Annotated in this window: 16 protein-coding genes; 10 read left to right on the top strand and 6 right to left on the bottom strand. The window is 64.3% G+C overall.

Annotated elements, in window-relative coordinates:
- Positions 1 to 2: 2 nt before the first annotated feature.
- The gene (locus KP010_RS10270) at positions 3 to 1,040 is read right to left on the bottom strand and encodes a hypothetical protein (protein WP_185966375.1); all 1,038 of its coding nucleotides are present in this window, start codon (positions 1,038 to 1,040) and stop codon (positions 3 to 5) included.
- Between the two features lie 233 nt (positions 1,041 to 1,273).
- Between KP010_RS10270 and pgi the strand changes: the two genes are divergently transcribed.
- Complete coding sequence (gene pgi / locus KP010_RS10265; protein WP_216280839.1) at positions 1,274 to 2,914, top strand: glucose-6-phosphate isomerase; 1,641 nt, start codon at positions 1,274 to 1,276, stop codon at positions 2,912 to 2,914.
- A gap of 24 nt (positions 2,915 to 2,938) precedes the next feature.
- Here the strand turns inward: pgi and KP010_RS23290 are convergent, their stop codons facing one another.
- Together KP010_RS23290 and KP010_RS10255 are read right to left on the bottom strand one after the other, a co-directional pair.
- Positions 2,939 to 4,072, bottom strand: a complete 1,134-nt coding sequence (locus tag KP010_RS23290; protein ID WP_108917546.1) for a Mu transposase C-terminal domain-containing protein — start codon at positions 4,070 to 4,072, stop codon at positions 2,939 to 2,941.
- 21 nt (positions 4,073 to 4,093) lie between these two features.
- A complete protein-coding gene (locus tag KP010_RS10255; protein WP_108917547.1) occupies positions 4,094 to 4,612 on the bottom strand; it encodes a transposase in 519 nt (172 codons plus the stop codon).
- Positions 4,613 to 5,740: 1,128 nt separating this feature from the next.
- On the opposite strand from KP010_RS10255, the gene amoC reads away from it, so the two are divergent.
- The 4 genes from amoC (at position 5,741) to KP010_RS10235 (ending at position 9,705) form a co-directional block, all read left to right on the top strand.
- The gene (gene amoC / locus KP010_RS10250; RefSeq protein WP_108917548.1) at positions 5,741 to 6,517 is read left to right on the top strand and encodes a bacterial ammonia monooxygenase, subunit AmoC; all 777 of its coding nucleotides are present in this window, start codon (positions 5,741 to 5,743) and stop codon (positions 6,515 to 6,517) included.
- A 139-nt stretch (positions 6,518 to 6,656) separates the two neighbouring features.
- Positions 6,657 to 7,427 (top strand): bacterial ammonia monooxygenase, subunit AmoA, encoded by a 771-nt coding sequence (amoA, locus tag KP010_RS10245; protein WP_174800257.1) that lies wholly within the window; start codon positions 6,657 to 6,659, stop codon positions 7,425 to 7,427.
- 144 nt (positions 7,428 to 7,571) lie between these two features.
- Positions 7,572 to 8,858 carry a bacterial ammonia monooxygenase, subunit AmoB gene (gene amoB / locus KP010_RS10240; protein ID WP_185966378.1) on the top strand — a complete coding sequence of 429 codons (1,287 nt, stop codon included), beginning with the start codon at positions 7,572 to 7,574 and terminating at the stop codon, positions 8,856 to 8,858.
- Between the two features lie 397 nt (positions 8,859 to 9,255).
- Positions 9,256 to 9,705: a hypothetical protein gene (locus KP010_RS10235; RefSeq protein ID WP_246659668.1), complete on the top strand. Its 450-nt coding sequence runs from the start codon at positions 9,256 to 9,258 to the stop codon at positions 9,703 to 9,705.
- A gap of 619 nt (positions 9,706 to 10,324) precedes the next feature.
- Here the strand turns inward: KP010_RS10235 and KP010_RS10230 are convergent.
- Entirely contained in the window at positions 10,325 to 11,101 is a 777-nt protein-coding gene (locus KP010_RS10230; protein WP_216280838.1) for a hypothetical protein, read from the bottom strand.
- A gap of 209 nt (positions 11,102 to 11,310) precedes the next feature.
- On the opposite strand from KP010_RS10230, the gene aroA reads away from it, so the two are divergent.
- Genes aroA through gluQRS form a run of 3 tightly spaced genes read left to right on the top strand, consistent with a single transcriptional unit; the run spans position 11,311 to position 14,166 of the window.
- On the top strand, positions 11,311 to 12,693 hold the full coding sequence (aroA, locus tag KP010_RS10225; RefSeq protein ID WP_216280837.1) for a 3-phosphoshikimate 1-carboxyvinyltransferase: 1,383 nt from the start codon (positions 11,311 to 11,313) through the stop codon (positions 12,691 to 12,693).
- A complete protein-coding gene (gene cmk / locus KP010_RS10220; protein WP_142861449.1) occupies positions 12,686 to 13,333 on the top strand; it encodes a (d)CMP kinase in 648 nt (215 codons plus the stop codon). The genes aroA and cmk overlap by 8 nt, the downstream gene beginning before the upstream one ends.
- A gap of 14 nt (positions 13,334 to 13,347) precedes the next feature.
- Positions 13,348 to 14,166 (top strand): tRNA glutamyl-Q(34) synthetase GluQRS, encoded by an 819-nt coding sequence (gene gluQRS / locus KP010_RS10215; protein ID WP_166145893.1) that lies wholly within the window; start codon positions 13,348 to 13,350, stop codon positions 14,164 to 14,166.
- A gap of 5 nt (positions 14,167 to 14,171) precedes the next feature.
- Here the strand turns inward: gluQRS and KP010_RS10210 are convergent, their stop codons facing one another.
- Positions 14,172 to 15,203: an AI-2E family transporter gene (locus KP010_RS10210; protein ID WP_142864784.1), complete on the bottom strand. Its 1,032-nt coding sequence runs from the start codon at positions 15,201 to 15,203 to the stop codon at positions 14,172 to 14,174.
- A gap of 182 nt (positions 15,204 to 15,385) precedes the next feature.
- On the opposite strand from KP010_RS10210, the gene KP010_RS10205 reads away from it, so the two are divergent.
- Together KP010_RS10205 and KP010_RS10200 are read left to right on the top strand one after the other, a co-directional pair.
- Entirely contained in the window at positions 15,386 to 15,616 is a 231-nt protein-coding gene (locus KP010_RS10205) for a hypothetical protein (protein ID WP_142864783.1), read from the top strand.
- A gap of 24 nt (positions 15,617 to 15,640) precedes the next feature.
- The gene (locus tag KP010_RS10200; RefSeq protein WP_142864782.1) at positions 15,641 to 16,192 is read left to right on the top strand and encodes a hypothetical protein; all 552 of its coding nucleotides are present in this window, start codon (positions 15,641 to 15,643) and stop codon (positions 16,190 to 16,192) included.
- Between the two features lie 4 nt (positions 16,193 to 16,196).
- Here the strand turns inward: KP010_RS10200 and KP010_RS10195 are convergent, their stop codons facing one another.
- Positions 16,197 to 18,230, bottom strand: coding sequence for a M23 family metallopeptidase (locus KP010_RS10195; RefSeq protein WP_142864781.1), 2,034 nt, complete (start codon positions 18,228 to 18,230; stop codon positions 16,197 to 16,199).
- Positions 18,231 to 18,513: the final 283 nt, after the last annotated feature.

The raw sequence follows: 18,513 nt of genomic DNA, 5'->3' as shown, positions 1-18,513 counted from the left end.
AATCATGCGGCGAGGGCGGCTGTGCCGTCGCCGAGGCGGAAGTCCGCCGTCGCCGGCTCCGGCAGGCTCCGCCAGGGCGCGCATTCATAGCCGCGCGCGGCGAGGCCATCCGCGCGGGCGGAGGTCATCTCGACGACGAGGCGGGTCGTATGATTGAGCACGGGCGGGATCGCCCAGGCGAAGGGTGCGGCGTCGGCCGGGGTTCGCCGCATCAGCGCGCGACGGGCCTCGTTGTTTTCCGGCCCCATGCGACCGCGCCAGCCGGGGCGCGGCTGCTGCCAATCATTGGCGACGATGACCGGGCCGCGCAGCACATTGGCGTCGCGTTCGGTCCGCTCGATCAGCGCGATCTCCTGCGGCTTCGTTCCGGTCAGCGTGAACAGCACCGGCCGCGCCAGCGGCTCGCGCGCCAGCAGAGCGACCGCCTCCTCGAATGTCGCGCAAGTCTCGAAGGCGTAGCGCAGGAGATGATCCGGCGGCCAGCCGGTCTCACATTTCAGCGCATTGGCGAGATTGAGCGCGAAATCGTAAGGGAAGGCGGCGAGGCCGTCGATGCGGCGGCGCATCGGCGCCTGATTGATCACGGCCGAGAAGCGGCCCGGCGCCATTGCAGTGAGAACGCCGACCGCTCCCGGCCAAGTCACATTGTAGAAGCCGCCCGCCGTCCCGGCGGCCCAGGCGATCTCGACGCCGCGGCCGAGCCCGCGAAAGGGCCAGTCGAGCGAGCGCCGGATCATGGGCGCGCCGTCCGGCCCGACGAAGGCTCGGGTGGTGCAGGCGAAGAGATAGGACATGTTGAGAGTGGCCGCGCCATGGAACCCCAATATCTCGGCGATGCGCTCCAAATCCTCGAAATAACGGGAGGCGGATTTCTGCAGCCAGGATCGCGCCAGCCGATCGAGCGGCGCGAGACAGACATGGCCCCAGCGCGGCATGGGTGCGAGGCAGGCGTCGCGCAGCGCCTCGGCCGCAGCGATGCGCGCCGTCGCATGGGCGATCGGCCCGCCGTCCCGCACGTCCAGGAAAGGAATTTGCCGCACCGAGGCTCCTCCGTTTGTCATCTGAACGATATAAATCACACATGTAAGTGTCATAATACAGTCAGAAAGCAACAGGCGTATATGGTTGCCGAGGTCGGGCGGCGAATTGATTCGCGCAATTGCGTGCGTCGAGAGCATGTTGCGCCGCAAAGGCGCGCGTTCCGGCGGAAGGCCGAGAAGACAATAACGAAGCGGCGCGCCGCGAGCGTCGCCGTCGTTCCGGGAGGAAACCCATGTCCCGTCCGCGCGTTCTCGAAGCGATGGCGGCGCTGCAGGAGCGGGCGCGGATTTTGCGCGCCGCGCGCACGCTCGATCTGTTCGCCGCCGATGCCGATCGTTTCGCGAAATTTTCTGTGGCGCTCGACGATTTCCTTTTCGATTTCTCCAAGCATCGCATCGATGGCGAGACTTTGCGTCTTCTCGTCGCGCTCGCCCGCGCCGCCGATCTCGAAGGCGCGCGCGCGGCGCTGTTTTCCGGCGCGCCCATCAATCTCACCGAGGGCCGCGCCGCCGCCCATTGGGCGCTGCGCGATCTCTCGGATCGCCCGCTGATCGTCGGCGGCGAGAATATGCGCGGCGCGATCGAGGCGGAGCGCGAGAAAGTCTACGCCTTTGCGCGCGCGCTGCGCTCGGGCGAATTGCGCGGCGCCGAAGGCGCGCCCTTCACCGATATCGTCAATATCGGCATCGGCGGCTCCGATCTCGGCCCTGCCATGGCCGTGCGAGCGCTCTCGCCTTTCGCCAAAGGACCGCGCGCGCATTTCGTCTCCAATGTCGACGGCGCCGATATGGCGGATACGCTCGCCGGCCTCGATCCGGCGCGCACATTGTTCGTCGTCTCCTCCAAGACATTCACGACACAGGAGACGATGGCAAACGCCGCTCTGGCGCGCGCTTTCATCGTGGAGAAATTGGGGGAGGCTGCGGTGGCGGCGCATTTCGCCGCCGTGTCGACGCGGCTCGACAAGGTCGCAGAATTCGGCGTCGATCCGTCGCACGTCTTCGGCTTTTGGGATTGGGTCGGCGGTCGCTATTCCATCTGGTCGGCCATCAGCCTCTCGCTCGTCATCGCCATCGGCCCGGAGAATTTCACGGAATTTCTACGCGGCGGCTCCGACATGGACGCGCATTTCCGCAGCGCGCCGCTCGAGCACAACATACCGGCGCTGATGGGGCTGATCGGCGTGTTTCACCGCGACGTCGAGGGCAGGGCGGCGCAGGCGATCATTCCCTATGATCAGCGCCTCGCGCGTTTTCCCGCCTATCTGCAACAGCTCGACATGGAGTCGAACGGCAAATCGGTGACGCGCGACGGCGGCGTCGCGGAATTCGCGACAGGACCGATCGTCTTCGGCGAGCCGGGAACCAATGGTCAGCACGCTTTTTTCCAGCTACTGCATCAGGGAACCGACGTCACGCCGATCGATTTCCTCATCGCCGCCGAGCCGATCGACGCCGACGCGCATCATCACGCGCTGCTCTTCGCCAATTGCCTCGCGCAGAGCGAGGCCTTCATGCGCGGGCGCACGCTCGCGGAGGCGAAAGCGCAGCTCGCCGCCGCGGGGCTGGACGCCGCGCGTGTCGAGGCGCTGGCGCCGCACAAGGTGTTCACTGGCGATCGGCCGAGCAGCGTGCTGCTCTATTCGAAGCTCGATCCGCGCACGCTCGGGCGTCTCGTCGCGCTCTATGAGCACAAGGTTTTCGTGCAATCGGCGATCTGGGACATCAACCCCTTCGATCAATGGGGTGTGGAGCTCGGCAAGGAGCTGGCCAATCGTTTGGCGCCGATCGTCGAGAATAAGAATGCGCCGCTCGATGGGCTCGACGGATCGACGGCGGGGCTCATTCGCCGGCGGCGGGAGAGTGGCGGCTGACGCCGCGAATCTCCCGCTCTCCGTTCAGCGATCGGCGAATGTGAAAGGGCAGGCCTCGGCGCATTTGCGCACGCATAGCGTCGCCGCTTCACTGGTCACGAAGGAGCGGCCGGCCGAGTCCTCGCATAAGTCGAGGTCGCTCGACGGCGCATCTTCGCAGAGGGGAGAAACGAAAGGCGGAGCAATGGTCGATTCGCGGCGCGTCGTTACCGCACGACGATCGGAGGTCGCGGCGACGGCGAGCGCGCCCAAATCCGATTCGTCTTCGCGCAGCGGCTCGAAACGCCGCATCTCGCGCGCCTTCACGAATCGGCCCGAAGGGCGGCGCAGGAAAATGCGCGAGAGGTCGCGCGGGTCATAGCGGGCCTCGATGCGCCGGCGCCCGGCCGCGAAATCATCGGCGAGCGCGCGCGACCAATAGAGGCGGCCGAAGAGATGCAGGCCGTCCTCCGCCAGCGCGCCTTCCTCGTCCGGCAGCAGCGACAGGCGGAAATTCACGCAATCGAGCGGCATTCGCAGCAGATCGGAACGCATATGCTTGCGCCACAGCGTCAGCGGCGCACGGCAAAGATCGCGATGCTTGCGGCAATGATAGACGCCGGCGATTTCGGCGGCGAGCCAGCTCTCGAGCTCGCTCAGAGTGAGGCGTTGCGCATGGGGCCCCACATAGAGATCACGCTCGCCGCGCTCCATCGGGCCGACGTTGGTGACGAGCGGGATGCAGCCCAGGCGATTGCCGACCAGCTCTTCTATATGCGCGCCATACCGCGCGCCGGCGGGCTCGCTCCAGATCGTCTCTATGCCCGTCTCGCGGCAGGCGCGCACAAAGGCGCGGCGACCGAAGAAGCTGTTGGAATCGACGTGGATCGTCTCCGGCAATCCGGCGACCGGCCATTCGAAGCCGATTCCGCGCTCCTCCAGCCAGCGCGTCTTCTCGCAGACGGAATGGAGAATGCAAAAGCTCGCCGAAAGCCGCGTGGGCGGCGCCAAAGAAAGCGAGAAGCCCGTCGCCATACGCGTGAAAGCGTCGACGCCGAGCGTGATCCAGGGCCGGCCGATGTCCCGGCCGGCGTCTTCGTCGACGATCATCACATCGACTTTTGCGTGATCGATCTGAACGGCCTCGAGCGGCCGTGTGGCCTCTGATCTCTTCCGCACCTTTGCTCGCCGCTGTTTGCTCTATTCGGTTTCGCTGCGTCGCCGCGTACGCGTCTGAATGTCGATATCGTGCACGCGCGCTTTGATGGTTCGCCAATTGGGCGCCGGCAGCCGCTCCTTCAGGCAACGCTTTGCGATCTCGCGCACGAGCTGGCTGAACTTCGGCCGCGAGGGCTGTAGATAGAAGGTCTCTATGGCGTCGCGAATGAGCGTCTCGCGCGCCGAATCGAGCACGCGCGCGCCCTTGGGACGGCCGACCGGACGCGTCATAGGCGCGGTGACGGCGCCGCAGCTGCGGAAGGTCTTGATCATGCGATAGGCGGTGGCGCGGGAAACGCCGAGATCGCTCGTCAATTTGCGAATGACCTCTTGCGACAGGCGTTCGCCCTCGCGCGTGAGCACCTCGCGAATGACCTCCTCGCGATGGCGATTCTCATCCGGGCGCCGGCTGCGTCTCTCGCGTCCAATCGACGTCTCGAGCTTGCGTTCGGGCGCCGGAGCCAGGCGGGGATGGTCGGGGTCGAGAACATTTCCGCTCATTTCCAGGCGTTCCTCGTGCAGACTGAACCTCGAGCTTCGCGCGCTCGCCCGTTTTGTCGCCGCGCGCGTCGCCGCATGGCACTTTTTCTCATGATTACAAAACCGAAGACAATGTTCGATTTTGCACAGGCTGCACGCCTTCGTGGAGCGAGATCGGCGGGCTCTGCGTCGCCGAGGCCGTGTCTTCGCGCGGCTCGCGGCGCGAAATCCCAAGAAAACCGCGCATTTCGACGAAGTTTCACGGAATTGGAACAGTTCAAAATAGCAAAAGCGGCGACCTCGAATCGAATAGTCGCAGTCTTGCTACATAATGTCGCAGCGTAGAGTTTCGCCGACTCAGTGGATCGCATAACCGTACGTAGTCGTTTGCTCTTCAGGGCGGAGGCGCGGCAAAGGGCTGTGTCCGGGGGCTGCTATGTCCGGGCCGCTCTAGAGCGAGGCCCGGACGAGCGCGCCAAAGCGCGATGCGCGATGCGGTCAGAGATTGAGCGCTCTGTTCACCGTCGGGATGAAGATCGCGAATACGAAGATCGTGACGAGAATCCACAGCACGACCCATTTGAGCTCTTGGACTTTGTGCAGCATGTGAGCTTGCTCCTCCCGTTTTTGATTGGTCGATCGCCGCCTCTCGTGGACGGGCGCGCTCCTCTCTCTTGATCCAAGACGAGCCGAGTCACAATAAGAATATGTGGGCGTCACAATGTCGCAGTACTTAGAAAATAAATAAATCTCATATTTTGATAGCTAGTATCATTCAAATGTGCAGCTAAAATTCTGCAGATAGTCGTGGTGTCTCATTTTTTATAATATGAAATATCATATTATGACGTCGTGTAAGTATTTAATGCAGTATATGCAGCATAATGTCGCATATGTATTCTTTATGATCAATTGACAACTGCTGCGCTCGACATGATAGGTTCCGATGCTGCGAAGAGCTTTCGGGCTCTACTGCAAAGAGGCGCGGCGCGGAAATGGTCCGGCGACCGGCCTCGCGCGCCCGGCGTCGCGCGGCCGAGGGAAAAAGGGTCTCGCGAGGAACCGCGCCATAGGGAGAAGAGGCGTCATACGGGGCGGCGGGAGACCGTCTCGAACGGATGACGTCTTTCAAAGAGGAGGAAAACGACAATGAGCCTGACAACAGAGAAAGCGGCCGGATCCGTCCGGGCCGCTGAGAAAGACACCATCGTCAATTACTGGCCAGCCTATTGGACGATGATCTGTCTCTTCGTCTTCTATGTGGCGATCCGCATTTATGAGCAGTATTTCGGCTGGAAGGCGGGCCTCGATTCTTTCGCTCCCGAATTTCAGACCTATTGGCTCAATCTGATGTGGACCGAGCTGCCGCTCGAATTCATCGCCTTCTGCGGCATCGGCGGCTATCTCTGGAAAACGCGCGACCGCAATATCGACGCTGTCGCGCCGCGCGAGGAGATGCGCCGTCTGCTGACGCTGATCGGCTGGCTCGCGATCTACGCTTTCACCGTCTATTGGGGCGCCTCCTACTTCACCGAGCAGGACGGCACTTGGCATCAGACGGTCATTCGCGACACCGACTTCACGCCGAGCCATATTCTGGAGTTCTACCTCAGCTATCCGATCTACATCATCGCCGGCTGGGGCGCCTTCATGTATGCGCGCACGCGCATTCCGCAATTCGCGAAGAAAATCTCTCTGCCCTTCCTGCTGTTCTTCGCGGGCCCCTTCATGATCTTCCCGAACATCGGCCTCAACGAGTGGGGTCATACCTTCTGGTTCATGGAGGAGCTGTTCACGGCGCCGCTGCATTGGGGCTTCGTGTTCTTCGGCTGGTTCGCGCTCGCCGTCTTCGGCACCGCCTGCCAGGTGCTCGATCGCGTGATCGAGCTCTCCAAGGAATATGAGCAGGACGCCCTTTCTCTCTGATCCCTCGCGCGAAAGCGCGCTCCCTTCCTCCCGGAGCGGCCGTGTCTCTCGCGCGGCCGCGACGGAGGCGGGGCAAGCAGAAAAAACATCCGGCGCGAGATGCGCCGGGGAGGCGACAATCTCGAGGAGCAAAAGCAAAATGTCCATTTCCACAGAGGCCGGCGCGCCCGCCGGAAAGGCATGGAAATCGAAGGAGGAGTTTCTCGGCTGCGTGATGCTGACCGACTGGATTCTCCTCGTCGTTCTATTCGCGGTGGTGCTCGGTTCCTTCCACATCCACTATATGCTGCTCGCCGGCGACTGGGATTTCTGGATCGACTTCAAGGATCGCCGCATGTGGCCGACGGTGGCGCCCATCGTCGCAATGTGCTTCGCCGCCGCGGTGCAATCCTTCCTGTGGCAGAAGTTCCGTCTGCCGATCGGCGCGACGGTGGCGTGCCTCGCGCTGCTCGTCGGCGAATGGATCAACCGCTACGACAATTTCTGGGGCTGGACCTTCTTCCCGATCAATCTCGTGTTCCCGTCGGCGCTCATCCCCATGGGCTTCTGGCTCGACGTGGTGCTGATGATGTCGGGCAGCTGGCTGGTGACGGCGCTGGTCGGCTCCATGGGCTGGGGCCTCTTGTTCTATCCGATCAACTGGCCGGTGCTGGCGCAATATCACCAGTCCGCCGAGATCGACGGCGTGCTGCTGACGCTCGCCGATCTCATCGGCTTCAACTATGTCCGCACGGGCACGCCGGAATATATCCGCATGGTCGAGCGCGGCACGCTGCGCACCTTCGGCAAGGACGTTGTTCCGGTCGCGGCCTTCTTCTCCGCCTTCATTTCCATGCTGATCTACTTCCTGTGGTGGAAGATCGGCACCTGGTTCTCGAACACCAAATATATCGACGCCGACGAAATCTGATCCCGGACATTCGCCAGCGCGAGGCGGACCGGCGCAAATAGCGGCCCGCTTCGCGAAGAGATCGCAAGAATTTCAAGAGGCCTCATCGTCGCAATGGCGGCGGCGCGGCCGAGAAAACAAGGAAAAGGGAGACCGATCGAAATGATGAACAAGCTCCTCGCGACACTGGCGGGATGCGTGAGGCCGCGGGCGCTGCGCGCTCTGGCCTTCGGCCTCGCCGCGGCGATCGCCGCGACAACTCTGCCGGCGGCGACGCCCGCATCGGCGCATGGCGAACGCTCGCAGCAGGCCTTTCTGCGTATGCGCACGCTCAACTGGTACGATGTGAAATGGTCGAAGACCGAGGTCAACGTCAACGAAGAGATGGTGCTGTCCGGCAAGGTGCACGTCTTCTCCGGCTGGCCGCAGGCCGTCGCCAAGCCGGACGTCGCCTTTTTGAACGTCGGCGAGCCGGGCCCGGTGCTGATCCGCAAAGGCGCCTATGTCGGCGACGTGCCGGCGCCGCGCTCCTTCTCGCTGCAAGTCGGCAAGGACTATGAGTACAAGCTGGTGCTCAAAGCCCGCCGGCAAGGGCGTTTCCACGTCCATGTGCAGGTCAATGTCGAAGGCGGCGGACCCATCGTCGGCCCCGGCGAATGGATCACCATCAAGGGCGATATGGCGAATTTCACCAATCCGGTGACTTTGCTCGACGGCTCGACCATCGATCTCGAGACCTATGGCATCACCTGGACCTACATCTATCATTTCGCCTGGATGGCGGCCGCCGCGGTCTGGATCCTCTACTGGTTCATGACCAAGGGCCTCATCGTGCGCTATTGGTGGGTGAAGGCCGGCAAGGCCAATGATCTCATCACCACGCGTGAGAAGCGCATCGGCGGCCTGTGGCTGGCGGCCTCCATGCTGGCGGTTCTGTTCGGCTACGCCTGGGCCAATAGCGCCTTCCCGCGCACTCTGCCGATGCAGGCCGGCCTGCTGAAGGGCATCGACCCGATTCCGCTGCCTCCGGCCACTGTGACGGCGCAGTTCAAGGGCGGCTCCTATACGGTCCCCGGCCGCGAGCTGTCGGTGAAGCTGCGGGTGACCAATAATGGAACCGAGCCGGTGAAGATCGGCGAATTCACCACGGCGGGCCTGCGCTTCCTCAATCCCGCGGTGTTCACCACGCGGCCGCAGTTCCCCGAATATCTGCTCGCCGATCGCGGCCTTTCGGTCAGCGACGAGACGCCGATCGCCCCCGGCGAAACCCGCGATCTGACGGTCATCGTCCAGGACGCCCGTTTCGACATCGAGCGCCTTTCGGACCTCGCCTACGACACGGACAGCCAATTCGGCGGCCTGCTGTTCTTCTTCAGCCCGTCGGGCAATCGCGTCGGCGTCGAGATCGGCGGCCCGGTGATCCCGCGCTTCGCGGCCGGAGCGACGCTCTGAGCCGAAAATAACTTCACGCGGTTCTCTTCACTCTTCTCCGCGTGTTGGTGTGAAACTTCCTCCCCCGCCCGGTTCGTCCGGGCGGCTTTTTTTTTGGCTCGAGGATTGGGGATCGGGGCAGGGCGCTCGGGTGAAGGTTTTCTCATCCTGAGGAGCCGCGAAGCGGCGTCTCGAAGGACGAGGGAACCTTCCTGCGCGGCCATCTGGAGCTCCCCCTCGCGCTTCGAGACGCGCCCTTCGGGCGCTCCTCAGCATGAGGGGGAGGATTATTGTCTTTCATCCGATCGTTCTGGGGATCGGGCATGGCGCTTGCGTGCGGAGAGCGCGTCTCGGCCTCCGCCGGGACAGCCGAGCATTTTGCAGGGTCGCGATGCACGAGCACGAGCGAGCCGGGGACGTGCGCGCCGTTCCGGCGCAATTATTGGATCGCGGCTTTCGGCTGCTGGCGCTGCGAGAGTTTCGCGCGACCGATCAGCCGCCGGCTCTGGCTTTGATTCAGCAGAGTATTTTGCGCGATGTGCATCGCGTTCATCGCCATGGCGTCTCTTTCGGCTGCACCTTTCTGCCCGAGATCATGCAATGGCTGATCGAGCTGCTCGGCCGTCCCTCGCTGCATCCGCCGGATTATCCGGCGAGCCCCGCCTATCGCAACCCGGCCTGGCCGTCCTTTCATTGGCGCCAGGAGAGCCGGCTGTGGGACGAGGGCGTCGAGACAGTGGAGTGGCATGTCGATGTGATCTTCGCCGATTCCGCGTCTTTCGACGCTTTCGTGGCGCGCTGGCGCGACCGTTTGACCGGAGGTGGCGCGCCGGGTGAAGCCGGGGACCGATCATCGACCGCGCTCTGATGAGCGCTTTCAGCTCTTCGGGGCGCGTTCCCCCCTCTCCCCGCCTGCGGGGAGAGGGCCGGGGTGAGGGGCTCGGGGCGAGAGCCACGGACGAAAGGCGCCCCGAGCCCCTCATCCTCACCTTCTCCCCGCGAGCGGGGAGAAGGAAGGCGGCGAACGCCGCGCGAAGCGATCCGCCGGAAACGGTATGACGCGCGGCTAGGAACGAATTCAGCCCGCGCGGGCGCGCCCCGGCGCCTCGCGGCGTGGGGGGAGAAGGGCGGTTCGGGACGCTCCGGCCCCTTCGGCCGGTGCGCGAGGAAATCATCCGGGTCCAGAGCGTCCCGAAACGCGGTTGTCGTTCTCGTCGACATCCCGAGGCTTGGTCGAACCCGCGAATCCTGGGGTTTCTCGATCAAGACGCGATCGAGTCCGACGGCCTGGGATCACGAACGGTTCTTTTTTCTCCCTATGGACGGGAGAAGAACGCCGTCCGGCGACGCGCTGCCTGTCCATGGACGGGGTCGCCATCCCAGATGGAGCCGCCCCCCGCCCGCGCTCCCTGACCCGAGAAACGCGCCCTTCATGGGCGGAGGTGGGTGGCGGAACCCACCATTTACGAGATGGTGGGATGCAATTTTTAACCTGGGGGTAAATCCCCCTCAGGAACGTCAAAAAAATAGGGCAGTGAGAATTCAAATAAATTAGGCGCGTTATGCAATTTTGCGACAACAGTTGCCTCATATTCGTTCGCTACATTTTTTGACCACATGGCCGCAATCAAACCTTGAAGCAACGTCACCATTTCATTGTTAGCTGTCCGCATATCCGATTGAAGGCGCTTCTGTGCATCCGCAAAATTGTGGCATCCGGCGCTTTGTAAAACGCCGTGCATGACGATAATCTCACTTAGAAAGTAAAATGAGTTCCAGCCGGATCGTGCAAAATACCAATCCCAATCTGCATCCGTTTCTGGATAAGCCGCCGCAAGCTGGCAAGCTGCCTCGATCTCCTCGCCCTTTGGGTAGTGAAAAGCAAAATCATTGCGGATGGCGGCCAACAAACCAGACTTGCCGAAGAGCTTTTTGAGCTTGTCCAGCGCTTCCTTCCCCTGATTATCCATTGCGTCAACATATACGCGTCCTTCTGGCGAATTCAAAAAATGTTTAGTGATTACACCAGACCATGTTTCGTGCAGTACACCCGCGACAGTTCGAAGAATCATGACGCTTTGGGCAGCTGAGAGAGTGTTTTCAACAGAATCGGAGGAGTTGTAGTTAGTCGATAGGATTGCAATTTTCGTGTAGAGAGCAACCTGATTTGCCGCGTATCCGAGTAATAAAAACATTGCTCGCTCACGCGCTGGCATCGCCATTATGCGCGACTTTGGCACTTGGACCTTTAGAACGTCGCGCATTGTGACCCCTATTGTAAGCCTACCAGTCGTCCGCAGACTGACATTGTAGGTGCGAGCCAATCTCGGCAAGCGTTTCCTACGTGGCCATCGTGTCTGCTCCACAGCCTGAATTCGGAACCCTGGGGGGCTCGCGGCCGTCTGCGCTGTCGCCTGCGCGCGGCATTTGTGACGCGGCGGCGCGCGTTGTATATGCCGATGCCGCGCGGGCCATGGGAAACGGCGCCGCGGCCGGAGATCGAGCCAGATTGCACACCGACGCCGAACATTCCCCCTCGCCGCTCAGCGCCCTGCGCGCGAGCGGGCTCTCCGGACGCTGCCGCCCGCCCGGCGATAAATCCGTCTCGCATCGCTCGCTGATCCTCGGGACGCTGGCGGTGGGCGAGACGCGCGTCGAAGGGCTGCTCGAGGGCGATGATGTTCTGCGCACCGGCGAAGCCTGCTGCAAGCTCGGCGCGCGGATCGAGCGGCTCGGGCCGGGCAGTTGGAGCGTGCGCGGGCCGGGCCTCGGCTCGCTGCTGGAGCCGCGCGAGACGCTGGATTTCGGCAATGCGGGCACCGGCTCGCGGCTGATGATGGGTGTCGTCGGCGGCCATCCGATCAAAGCGCGCTTCGATGGCGACGCCTCGCTGCGCAAGCGGCCGATGCGCCGGATTCTCGATCCGCTGGTCCTGCAGGGCGCCCGCGTGCTGGAGCAGGCGGAAGGCGGACGCTGCCCCATTCTGCTGCAGGGAACCGCCGAGCCTCTGCCGATCGAATATAAGACGCCGGTGGCCTCGGCGCAGATCAAATCCGCCGTGCTGCTGGCCGGGCTCAACTCGCCGGGCCGCACTGTGGTCATCGAGACCGAGGCCTCGCGCGACCATACCGAAAAAATGCTGATCCATTTCGGCGCCCGCGTCGTCAGCGAACCTTATGGCGAGCATGGGCGCAAGGTGACGCTGGAGGGAAGGCCCGAGCTGCGCCCGAGCCTGGTGCGCGTGCCGGCCGATCCGTCCTCCGCGGCTTTCCCCATTGTCGCGGCGCTGATCGCCGAGGGCTCGGAGATCGTGGTCGAAGGGGTGATGACCAATCCGCTGCGCTGCGGGCTCCTCACCACGCTCGCCGAGATGGGCGCGAGGATCGCGCTCGAGAACGTCCGAGAGGAGGGCGGCGAGGAGGTCGCCGATATTCGCGTCGCCGCCTCGCGCCTCGCGGGCGTGGACGTTCCGGCGGCGCGCGCGCCGTCGATGATCGACGAATATCCGATACTGGCGGTGGCCGCCGCTTTCGCCGAGGGTGAGACGCGAATGCGCGGGCTGTCCGAGCTGCGGGTGAAGGAGTCCGATCGTCTCGAGGCGATCGCCGCGGGGCTGAAGGCCAATGGCGTCGATTGCGAGATCGTCGGCGATGATCTCATCGTGCGCGGCGGGGCTGGCCGCGTGAAAGGCGGGGGAAATGTCGAGACGCATCTCGACCATCGCATCGCCATGAGCTTTCTCGTCATGGGGCTCGGCGCCGACGCGCCTGCGGTGGTGGACGACGATCGCATGATCGCTACGAGCTTTCCGAATTTTCGCGCCCTGATGGAAGGGCTGGGGGCTCGCTTTGCCTGAACGGGGACTTGTCATCGCCATAGACGGGCCGGCGGCCTCGGGGAAGGGCACGCTGGCGCGCCGGCTCGCGGCGCATTTCGGCCTGCCGCATCTCGACACCGGCCTGCTCTATCGCGCCACCGCCTGCGCGCTCATCGACGAGGGGCGGCCGCTCGACGATATTCGCGCCGCTGTGGAGGCGGCGCGCGGCCTCGCGCTCTGCGATTTCGACGAGGCGCGGCTGCGCTCGCGCGAATTGGGCGAGGCCTCCTCCGTCGTCGCCGCCATTCCGCAGGTGCGCGCCGCGCTCATCGAGGCGCAGCGCAGCTTCGCCTCGCGCTCGGAAGGCGCGGTGCTGGATGGGCGCGACATAGGCACGGTGATCTGTCCCGACGCCGCGGTGAAAATCTTCGTCACCGCCAGCGCCGAGAAGCGCGCGCAGCGTCGCGCGCTGGAGCTGGCCTCGCGCGGCGAGCGCGTCGATTATGCGCATATTCTCGAGGACATCCGCCGGCGCGACGAGCGTGACAGCGGCCGCAGCTCGGCGCCGCTGAAAATCGCCGATGACGCCACGCGGCTCGACACCACCGATCTCGACATAGAGGAAGCCTTCGCGGCCGCCTGCGCCATCGTGCAGGAGAAGGCGGCGCTCGCCGGCTGACGCGGAACGCGCGAATGAGCGGGGACGGGACGAGAAAAATTTTTCGCTTCGCGCCGTCGCCGAACGGCTATCTCCATCTCGGCCACGCTTTCTCTGCGTTGCTCGATTTCGATCTCGCGCGGCGCGAGGGCGGCCGCTTCCTGCTGCGGATAGAGGATATCGACCAGGGGCGGGCGCGGCCGGAATTCGAGGCCGCGATCTATGAGGATCTCGCCTGGCTCGGCCTGTCCTGGGAGGAGCCGGTCCGCCGCCAGTCCGAGCATCTCGAGGACTACTCCGCGGCGCTCACAGAGCTCGACGCGCTGGGCCTGCTCTATTCGTGCGTGTGCTCGCGCGCCGACATCGCCCGCTCGAGCACTGGGCGCGATCTCGACGGCGCGCCGCTCTATCCTGGAACCTGCCGCGGCAAGGGGCTCGCGCGCGCCGGCGCCAATCTGCGGCTCGATATGGCGAAGGCCGCGGCTCTCGTCGGCGGCGAGGTCTCCTGGCGCGAGCATGGAAAGGTGATCGTCGCCCCGCCGCAGGATTGGGGCGACGTCGTGCTGGGGCGCAAGGATATAGGGACGAGCTATCACATCGCCGTCGTGGTCGATGATGCGCTCCAGGGCGTCACCGATGTCGTGCGGGGCAGGGATCTCTTCGAGGCGACCCGCATTCAGCGGCTGCTGCAGGAATTGCTCGGCCTGCCGGCGCCGGCCTATCGCCATCATGCGATGGTGCTGGACGAGGACGGCCGCAAGCTGGCCAAGAGCCGGCTCTCCAAGCCGTTGCGGGAGCTGCGGGCGGAAGGCGCGACGCCGGCCGATGTGCGTGCCATGGTCGGGCTGGCGTGAGACCCTCAATCCTTGTCCGGCGGTCCTTTGTCGGAGAGGAGCGCGGCGACCCAGCGGCTCGATGGAAATTGCTCGCAGAGCGTCAGAAAGGCGATGGCGATGGGCACGCCGATGAAGGCCCCCGGCAGGCCCCATAGGAAGGTCCACAGCAGCACGGAGAAGACGACGACCGTCGGCGACATTGCGAGCGCCGAGCCCGAAAAGGCCGGCTCCAGCCCGCTGCCTATGACGAGCTGGACCATGCTCAGAACGCCGAGCACGAGAAGCGCGGCATGGCCCGAGTCGAATTGGGCATAGGCGAAGAGCGCGGGCAGCAGCGTCGCCACCGCAGGGCCGATATAGGGCAGATAATTCAAGGCGAAGGTGAGCACGCCCCAGGCCGCCGCGCGATCGAGGCCGATCGCCAGCGCGAACAGAAAGACGAGGGCGCCGGTGGCGAGGCTCGCCGCAGTGCGCACCATCATGTAGCGGCGCAGCTTTTGAGCGATGCTGGCCCCGGCGTGAAGCAGCGAGCGCGCCGTCTCCTCGCTGCGCGAGGCGGCGAGCTTCTTCTCGAATCCGCCGGCTTCGGCGAGGCCCATGATCACATAGATCAGCACCACCAGAGCAAAGCCGATGAATATGTTGATCCGCGTCGCCGCGGCGCGGATCATCGCCAGCACCCAAGCCGCGCTGAAATGCTCCGTGACCAGCGACGCGACGAAAATATCGTGCGCCTCCAGCCATTTGGTCGCATTTTCGAATGAGGTTTTCACGCGCTCGACATTGTGGATGAACCAGTCGACGATCTCGCCGCCGCTCCACACGATGAGCGAGGACAGAGCGATCATCACGGCCAGCGCGATGAGAATGCTGAGGAGCAGCGCCACAGGCCGCGGTGTCATCGTCTGCAGCCATTGCTGCAAGGGCCAGAGCAGCGCGATGATGAATAGCGCGAAGACGACCGGCTCCAGCACGGACTGGCCGATCGATAAAGCCGCCAGCATCACGAATGCGATGACGATGACCGCCGCCGTATCGGCCGCTCGCTCTCCCATCGCTTCCCCCTTTGTCGCGAGCGCAGACGCTCTCGGGGACAGGTAGAGCGCCGCCGTCTTTCGAAAACGTCTCCTGCGAAGCCTCGCGGCAATAAAGCTCCGCGCCGAAGGCGGCGCGATTGCCGAGCGCGCGCCGAGCGCTAATTGGCGTCGAGCCTTTTGGATGAATTGGAGAAGCGACCATGGACAGTGAGACCGAGAATTGCTCGCGCCGCGCCTTCGCCATGGGATTGCTGGCGGCGCTCGTCGCATCGCCGCTCATCGTCGCCGGGCCCTCGGAGGCGCAAGCGCAGGAGCGGCGGTTCGTGCGCCCGTCCCATACGCCGCGTGTCGCGATCCCGCGCAGCCATGCGCGCGGCCCGCGCACGCATCGCAGCCTCTTTCGCGTGCGGCGGCGCGTTCCTGTTCGGTGAGGCGCAATTAGGGTAGGGGTCGAGATGAACGATTATAGCGTCGCGCCGGAATTCGGAGAGCAGGCGGCCGTGGCGCGTATCGGCTCCTGGCTGAAACGCAAGGCGCCCTATCTCATCGTCCTGGTTCTGGCGATATTCGGCGTCGCCTATACGAGCCTCGCCCAGCAGCCTCTCTATGGCTATTGGGAGTTTCTCGGCGTCGCCATCGGCGTCGCTTGCGTCGTGATCGGCTGGCGTCAGGCGAGCGACCGCGGCGCGCGTTTCGCGCTGGCGCGCACGCAGGCGCTGCATTGGGCGGCGTTTCTCGTCGCCATGAACATTGTTCTATGGCCGAGCGTGAACAGCTTCCTCAATGCGCCGGCGACCGGGCTCGCTCTGCTGCTGCTGCTGGCGCTCGGCACTTTCGTCGCCGGGATTCATGTCTCCTTCGACATCGCCGTGCTCGGCCTCGCCATGGCGGTCGCAGTGCCGGCCATCGCTTGGTTCAAGCAATCGGCGCTGTTCCTGATCCTGGCGGTCATCCTGCTCGGCGCTTTCGCCGCCGCCCTGTGGCGACGCGGCGACGCTTCGGCGTGAGCCTTCAGCGCCCCTGCTGCGTGGCGATGCGGGGATTGTTCGGCGCCTTGGCGATCAGCTGATCGATACGATCCCGCTCGCGCTTGAAATCGGCGAGCAGGCGGCCGTCGAACTCGCGCGTGCGCGCCAGCTTGACGCGCATCGGATCGACGAAATGGCCGTTGACCATCACCTCATAATGGAGATGCGGGCCGGTCGAGAGGCCGGACGAGCCCAAAAATCCGACGATCTGGCCCTGCTTGATGCGGGTGCCCTCGCGAATCCCGCGCGCGAAGCCGGACATGTGATTGTAGGCGGTCGAATAGCCGTTGGCGTGCTGGATCTCGACGCGGCGGCCGTAGCCGCTGTGCCATCCGGCCTCCACCACCACGCCATTGCCGGCCGCCAGAATGGGCGTGCCGATCGGCGCCGCCCAATCGACGCCCGTATGCATCTTGTAATAGCCGAGGATCGGATGGCGGCGCATTCCGAAGCCGGATCGCGTCTCGCCCGCGGCGATCGGCTTGCGCACCAGGAATTTGCGGCTCGAGCGGCCGTTCTCGTCGTAATAATCGACGAGCCCGTCGTCTCCGGTCTGATAGCGATAATAGCGCAACGTCTCGTTGCGCGTGGTGATGGATGCGTAGAGCAGGGCTTCGCGCCCCGAGCCTTCCTCGTTCTCGTCATAGAGGACGTCGAGCGAATCGCCGCCATTGACGCCGCGCTGCAGATCGAGATCGCTGGCGAAGATGCGGACGAGCTCATTGATGATGGGGCGCGGAATATCCTGCTTCAGCGCTGTTTCGTAGAGCGAATCATAAAGGCGCATAGCGCCGGGATCGTCGTCCCTTTCGCCGCCGTCCTCGTCTATGCTCGCCGCGCCGCGCCGACCGACCTTGGCCAGATTGGCCGGCGCCGTCACCTGGAGGAAGGCCCCGCGGTCGGTCGCCGCCACCATGGTCTCCAGACGGTCGTCGGCATAGATGGAGATGCGGGCGAGCTGCAGATTGGCGCCGGAAGCGTCGAAATCGGCGAACAGCAGCTTGATCCTCTGGCCCTCGCGCGCCGCGGTCTCGACGCGCTTGCCGCCGAAGGCCGCCGCGACCGCGCCGATCGTCGCCTTGGGCACGCCATTGGCGACGAGCGCGTCGACGAGAGTCTCGCCGCGACGCAGCACGATGAGCTTCTCGTCCATTTGCGTCGGCTGCGGCCCTGCCGAGCGGGGCGCGATGGTGACGTTTTCCGGCACCATGCGCACTTCTATGGCCGAGAAGGGCGCCGTGACCGAAGGGGCTCCGGTCGTGGCGTAGGCGAGGGCCTGCGGATCGAGGGAAGCGCGGCTGGTGCGCGACAGCAGCAATTGCCCGGGGAGGGGCAGCGCCGCCTTGGCGCCGGCCGCGAGCTGTGTCTTCGCCTGCTCGGCGACCTGCGCCCGACATTCCTCGAGCGACAGCGCCGCGCTCTGCCGCTCGGTCTCGTCGCTCGCGAAATCGCGGGTGACGAAAGACACCTCGGCGTCGTCGGGCGCTATCTCCGGCTCTGCCGCGCTATCGGTGGCGTTGCGGGAGTCCGCCAGCAGCTTCAGCGGATTGAAGGCGGGCACTTCCTCGGCGAAACTTGTCGGCGCCAGCGTCAGCGTCGTCGCCACATGCGTATAGGCGCGCGTGCGCATCACTTCTTTGTCGCCGGCGCGGGCCGTCGTCGTCGTCTTGAACGTCTGCTTGGCCGCGATAATATCCACCGAACGCAAAATTCGGTCGCCCTTCTTGGGATTGACGACCTGAGCGTCCCTCTCGTCCTTGCGCCCGATCTGCGCGCGGGTCGGCGCCTCGGCGAAACGGGACTGATGGTCGAGCGCCGTATAGGCCGCCGAACTGATGAGCAGAGCGCCGGAGAGGCCGGTGAGCACAGTGCCGGACAGCCAGCGGACGGAAACGCGACGGCGGTCGAGCGGCGAGTGTCGCTGGCCGTCCGCTTCTATGGCCGGCTGATCGCCGAGGTCGGTCCAATCGACCTCCGCCAGAGCGTGAGCGAGGCGCCTGTTCGCATCGAGGGGCATTGAGTGGCGGCCGATCCGTTTTCGGGTTCGATAAACGACTGAGACGCGGAGCGCTTCGATGGGCGGCTTCGGGAGCGGCTCCCGAAGCTGCAAAACGAAGCCTGCGCATTATGGCCCAATTGCGGCGCTGAAGTTATCCACCGACGAATCGCCCGGATTTCCGAGGGTTTATGGCTTCGACGACGGTTTCGTGAAAATTCTCGAAACCGCTTGTTGACAGTTTGGAGAGGGTGGCCCTATAAAGCGGCCATCGACGGCGGCGCTGCCAACGAGCAGCGAACGA

The sequence above is a fragment of the Methylosinus sp. KRF6 genome (genome assembly GCF_018887255.1).
In the GTDB taxonomy this organism is placed as follows: Bacteria; Pseudomonadota; Alphaproteobacteria; order Rhizobiales; family Beijerinckiaceae; genus Methylosinus; species Methylosinus sporium.
The sequence above is the reverse complement of the archived record's forward strand: the minus strand, read 5'-3'. Positions and strand labels throughout refer to the sequence as shown.

Excerpts from the sequence above, each read along its gene's own strand:
- amoA (WP_174800257.1), top strand. The coding sequence starts at position 6,657 with ATGTCCATTTCCACAGAGGCCGGCGCGCCCGCCGGAAAGGCATGGAAA.
- KP010_RS10195 (WP_142864781.1), bottom strand. The coding sequence starts at position 18,230 with ATGCCCCTCGATGCGAACAGGCGCCTCGCTCACGCTCTGGCGGAGGTC.
- KP010_RS10200 (WP_142864782.1), top strand. The coding sequence starts at position 15,641 with ATGAACGATTATAGCGTCGCGCCGGAATTCGGAGAGCAGGCGGCCGTG.
- aroA (WP_216280837.1), top strand. The coding sequence starts at position 11,311 with ATGGGAAACGGCGCCGCGGCCGGAGATCGAGCCAGATTGCACACCGAC.
- KP010_RS10210 (WP_142864784.1), bottom strand. The coding sequence starts at position 15,203 with ATGGGAGAGCGAGCGGCCGATACGGCGGCGGTCATCGTCATCGCATTC.
- KP010_RS10255 (WP_108917547.1), bottom strand. The coding sequence starts at position 4,612 with ATGAGCGGAAATGTTCTCGACCCCGACCATCCCCGCCTGGCTCCGGCG.
- amoC (WP_108917548.1), top strand. The coding sequence starts at position 5,741 with ATGAGCCTGACAACAGAGAAAGCGGCCGGATCCGTCCGGGCCGCTGAG.
- KP010_RS10205 (WP_142864783.1), top strand. The coding sequence starts at position 15,386 with ATGGACAGTGAGACCGAGAATTGCTCGCGCCGCGCCTTCGCCATGGGA.
- KP010_RS10230 (WP_216280838.1), bottom strand. The coding sequence starts at position 11,101 with ATGCGCGACGTTCTAAAGGTCCAAGTGCCAAAGTCGCGCATAATGGCG.
- gluQRS (WP_166145893.1), top strand. The coding sequence starts at position 13,348 with ATGAGCGGGGACGGGACGAGAAAAATTTTTCGCTTCGCGCCGTCGCCG.
- pgi (WP_216280839.1), top strand. The coding sequence starts at position 1,274 with ATGTCCCGTCCGCGCGTTCTCGAAGCGATGGCGGCGCTGCAGGAGCGG.
- amoB (WP_185966378.1), top strand. The coding sequence starts at position 7,572 with ATGAACAAGCTCCTCGCGACACTGGCGGGATGCGTGAGGCCGCGGGCG.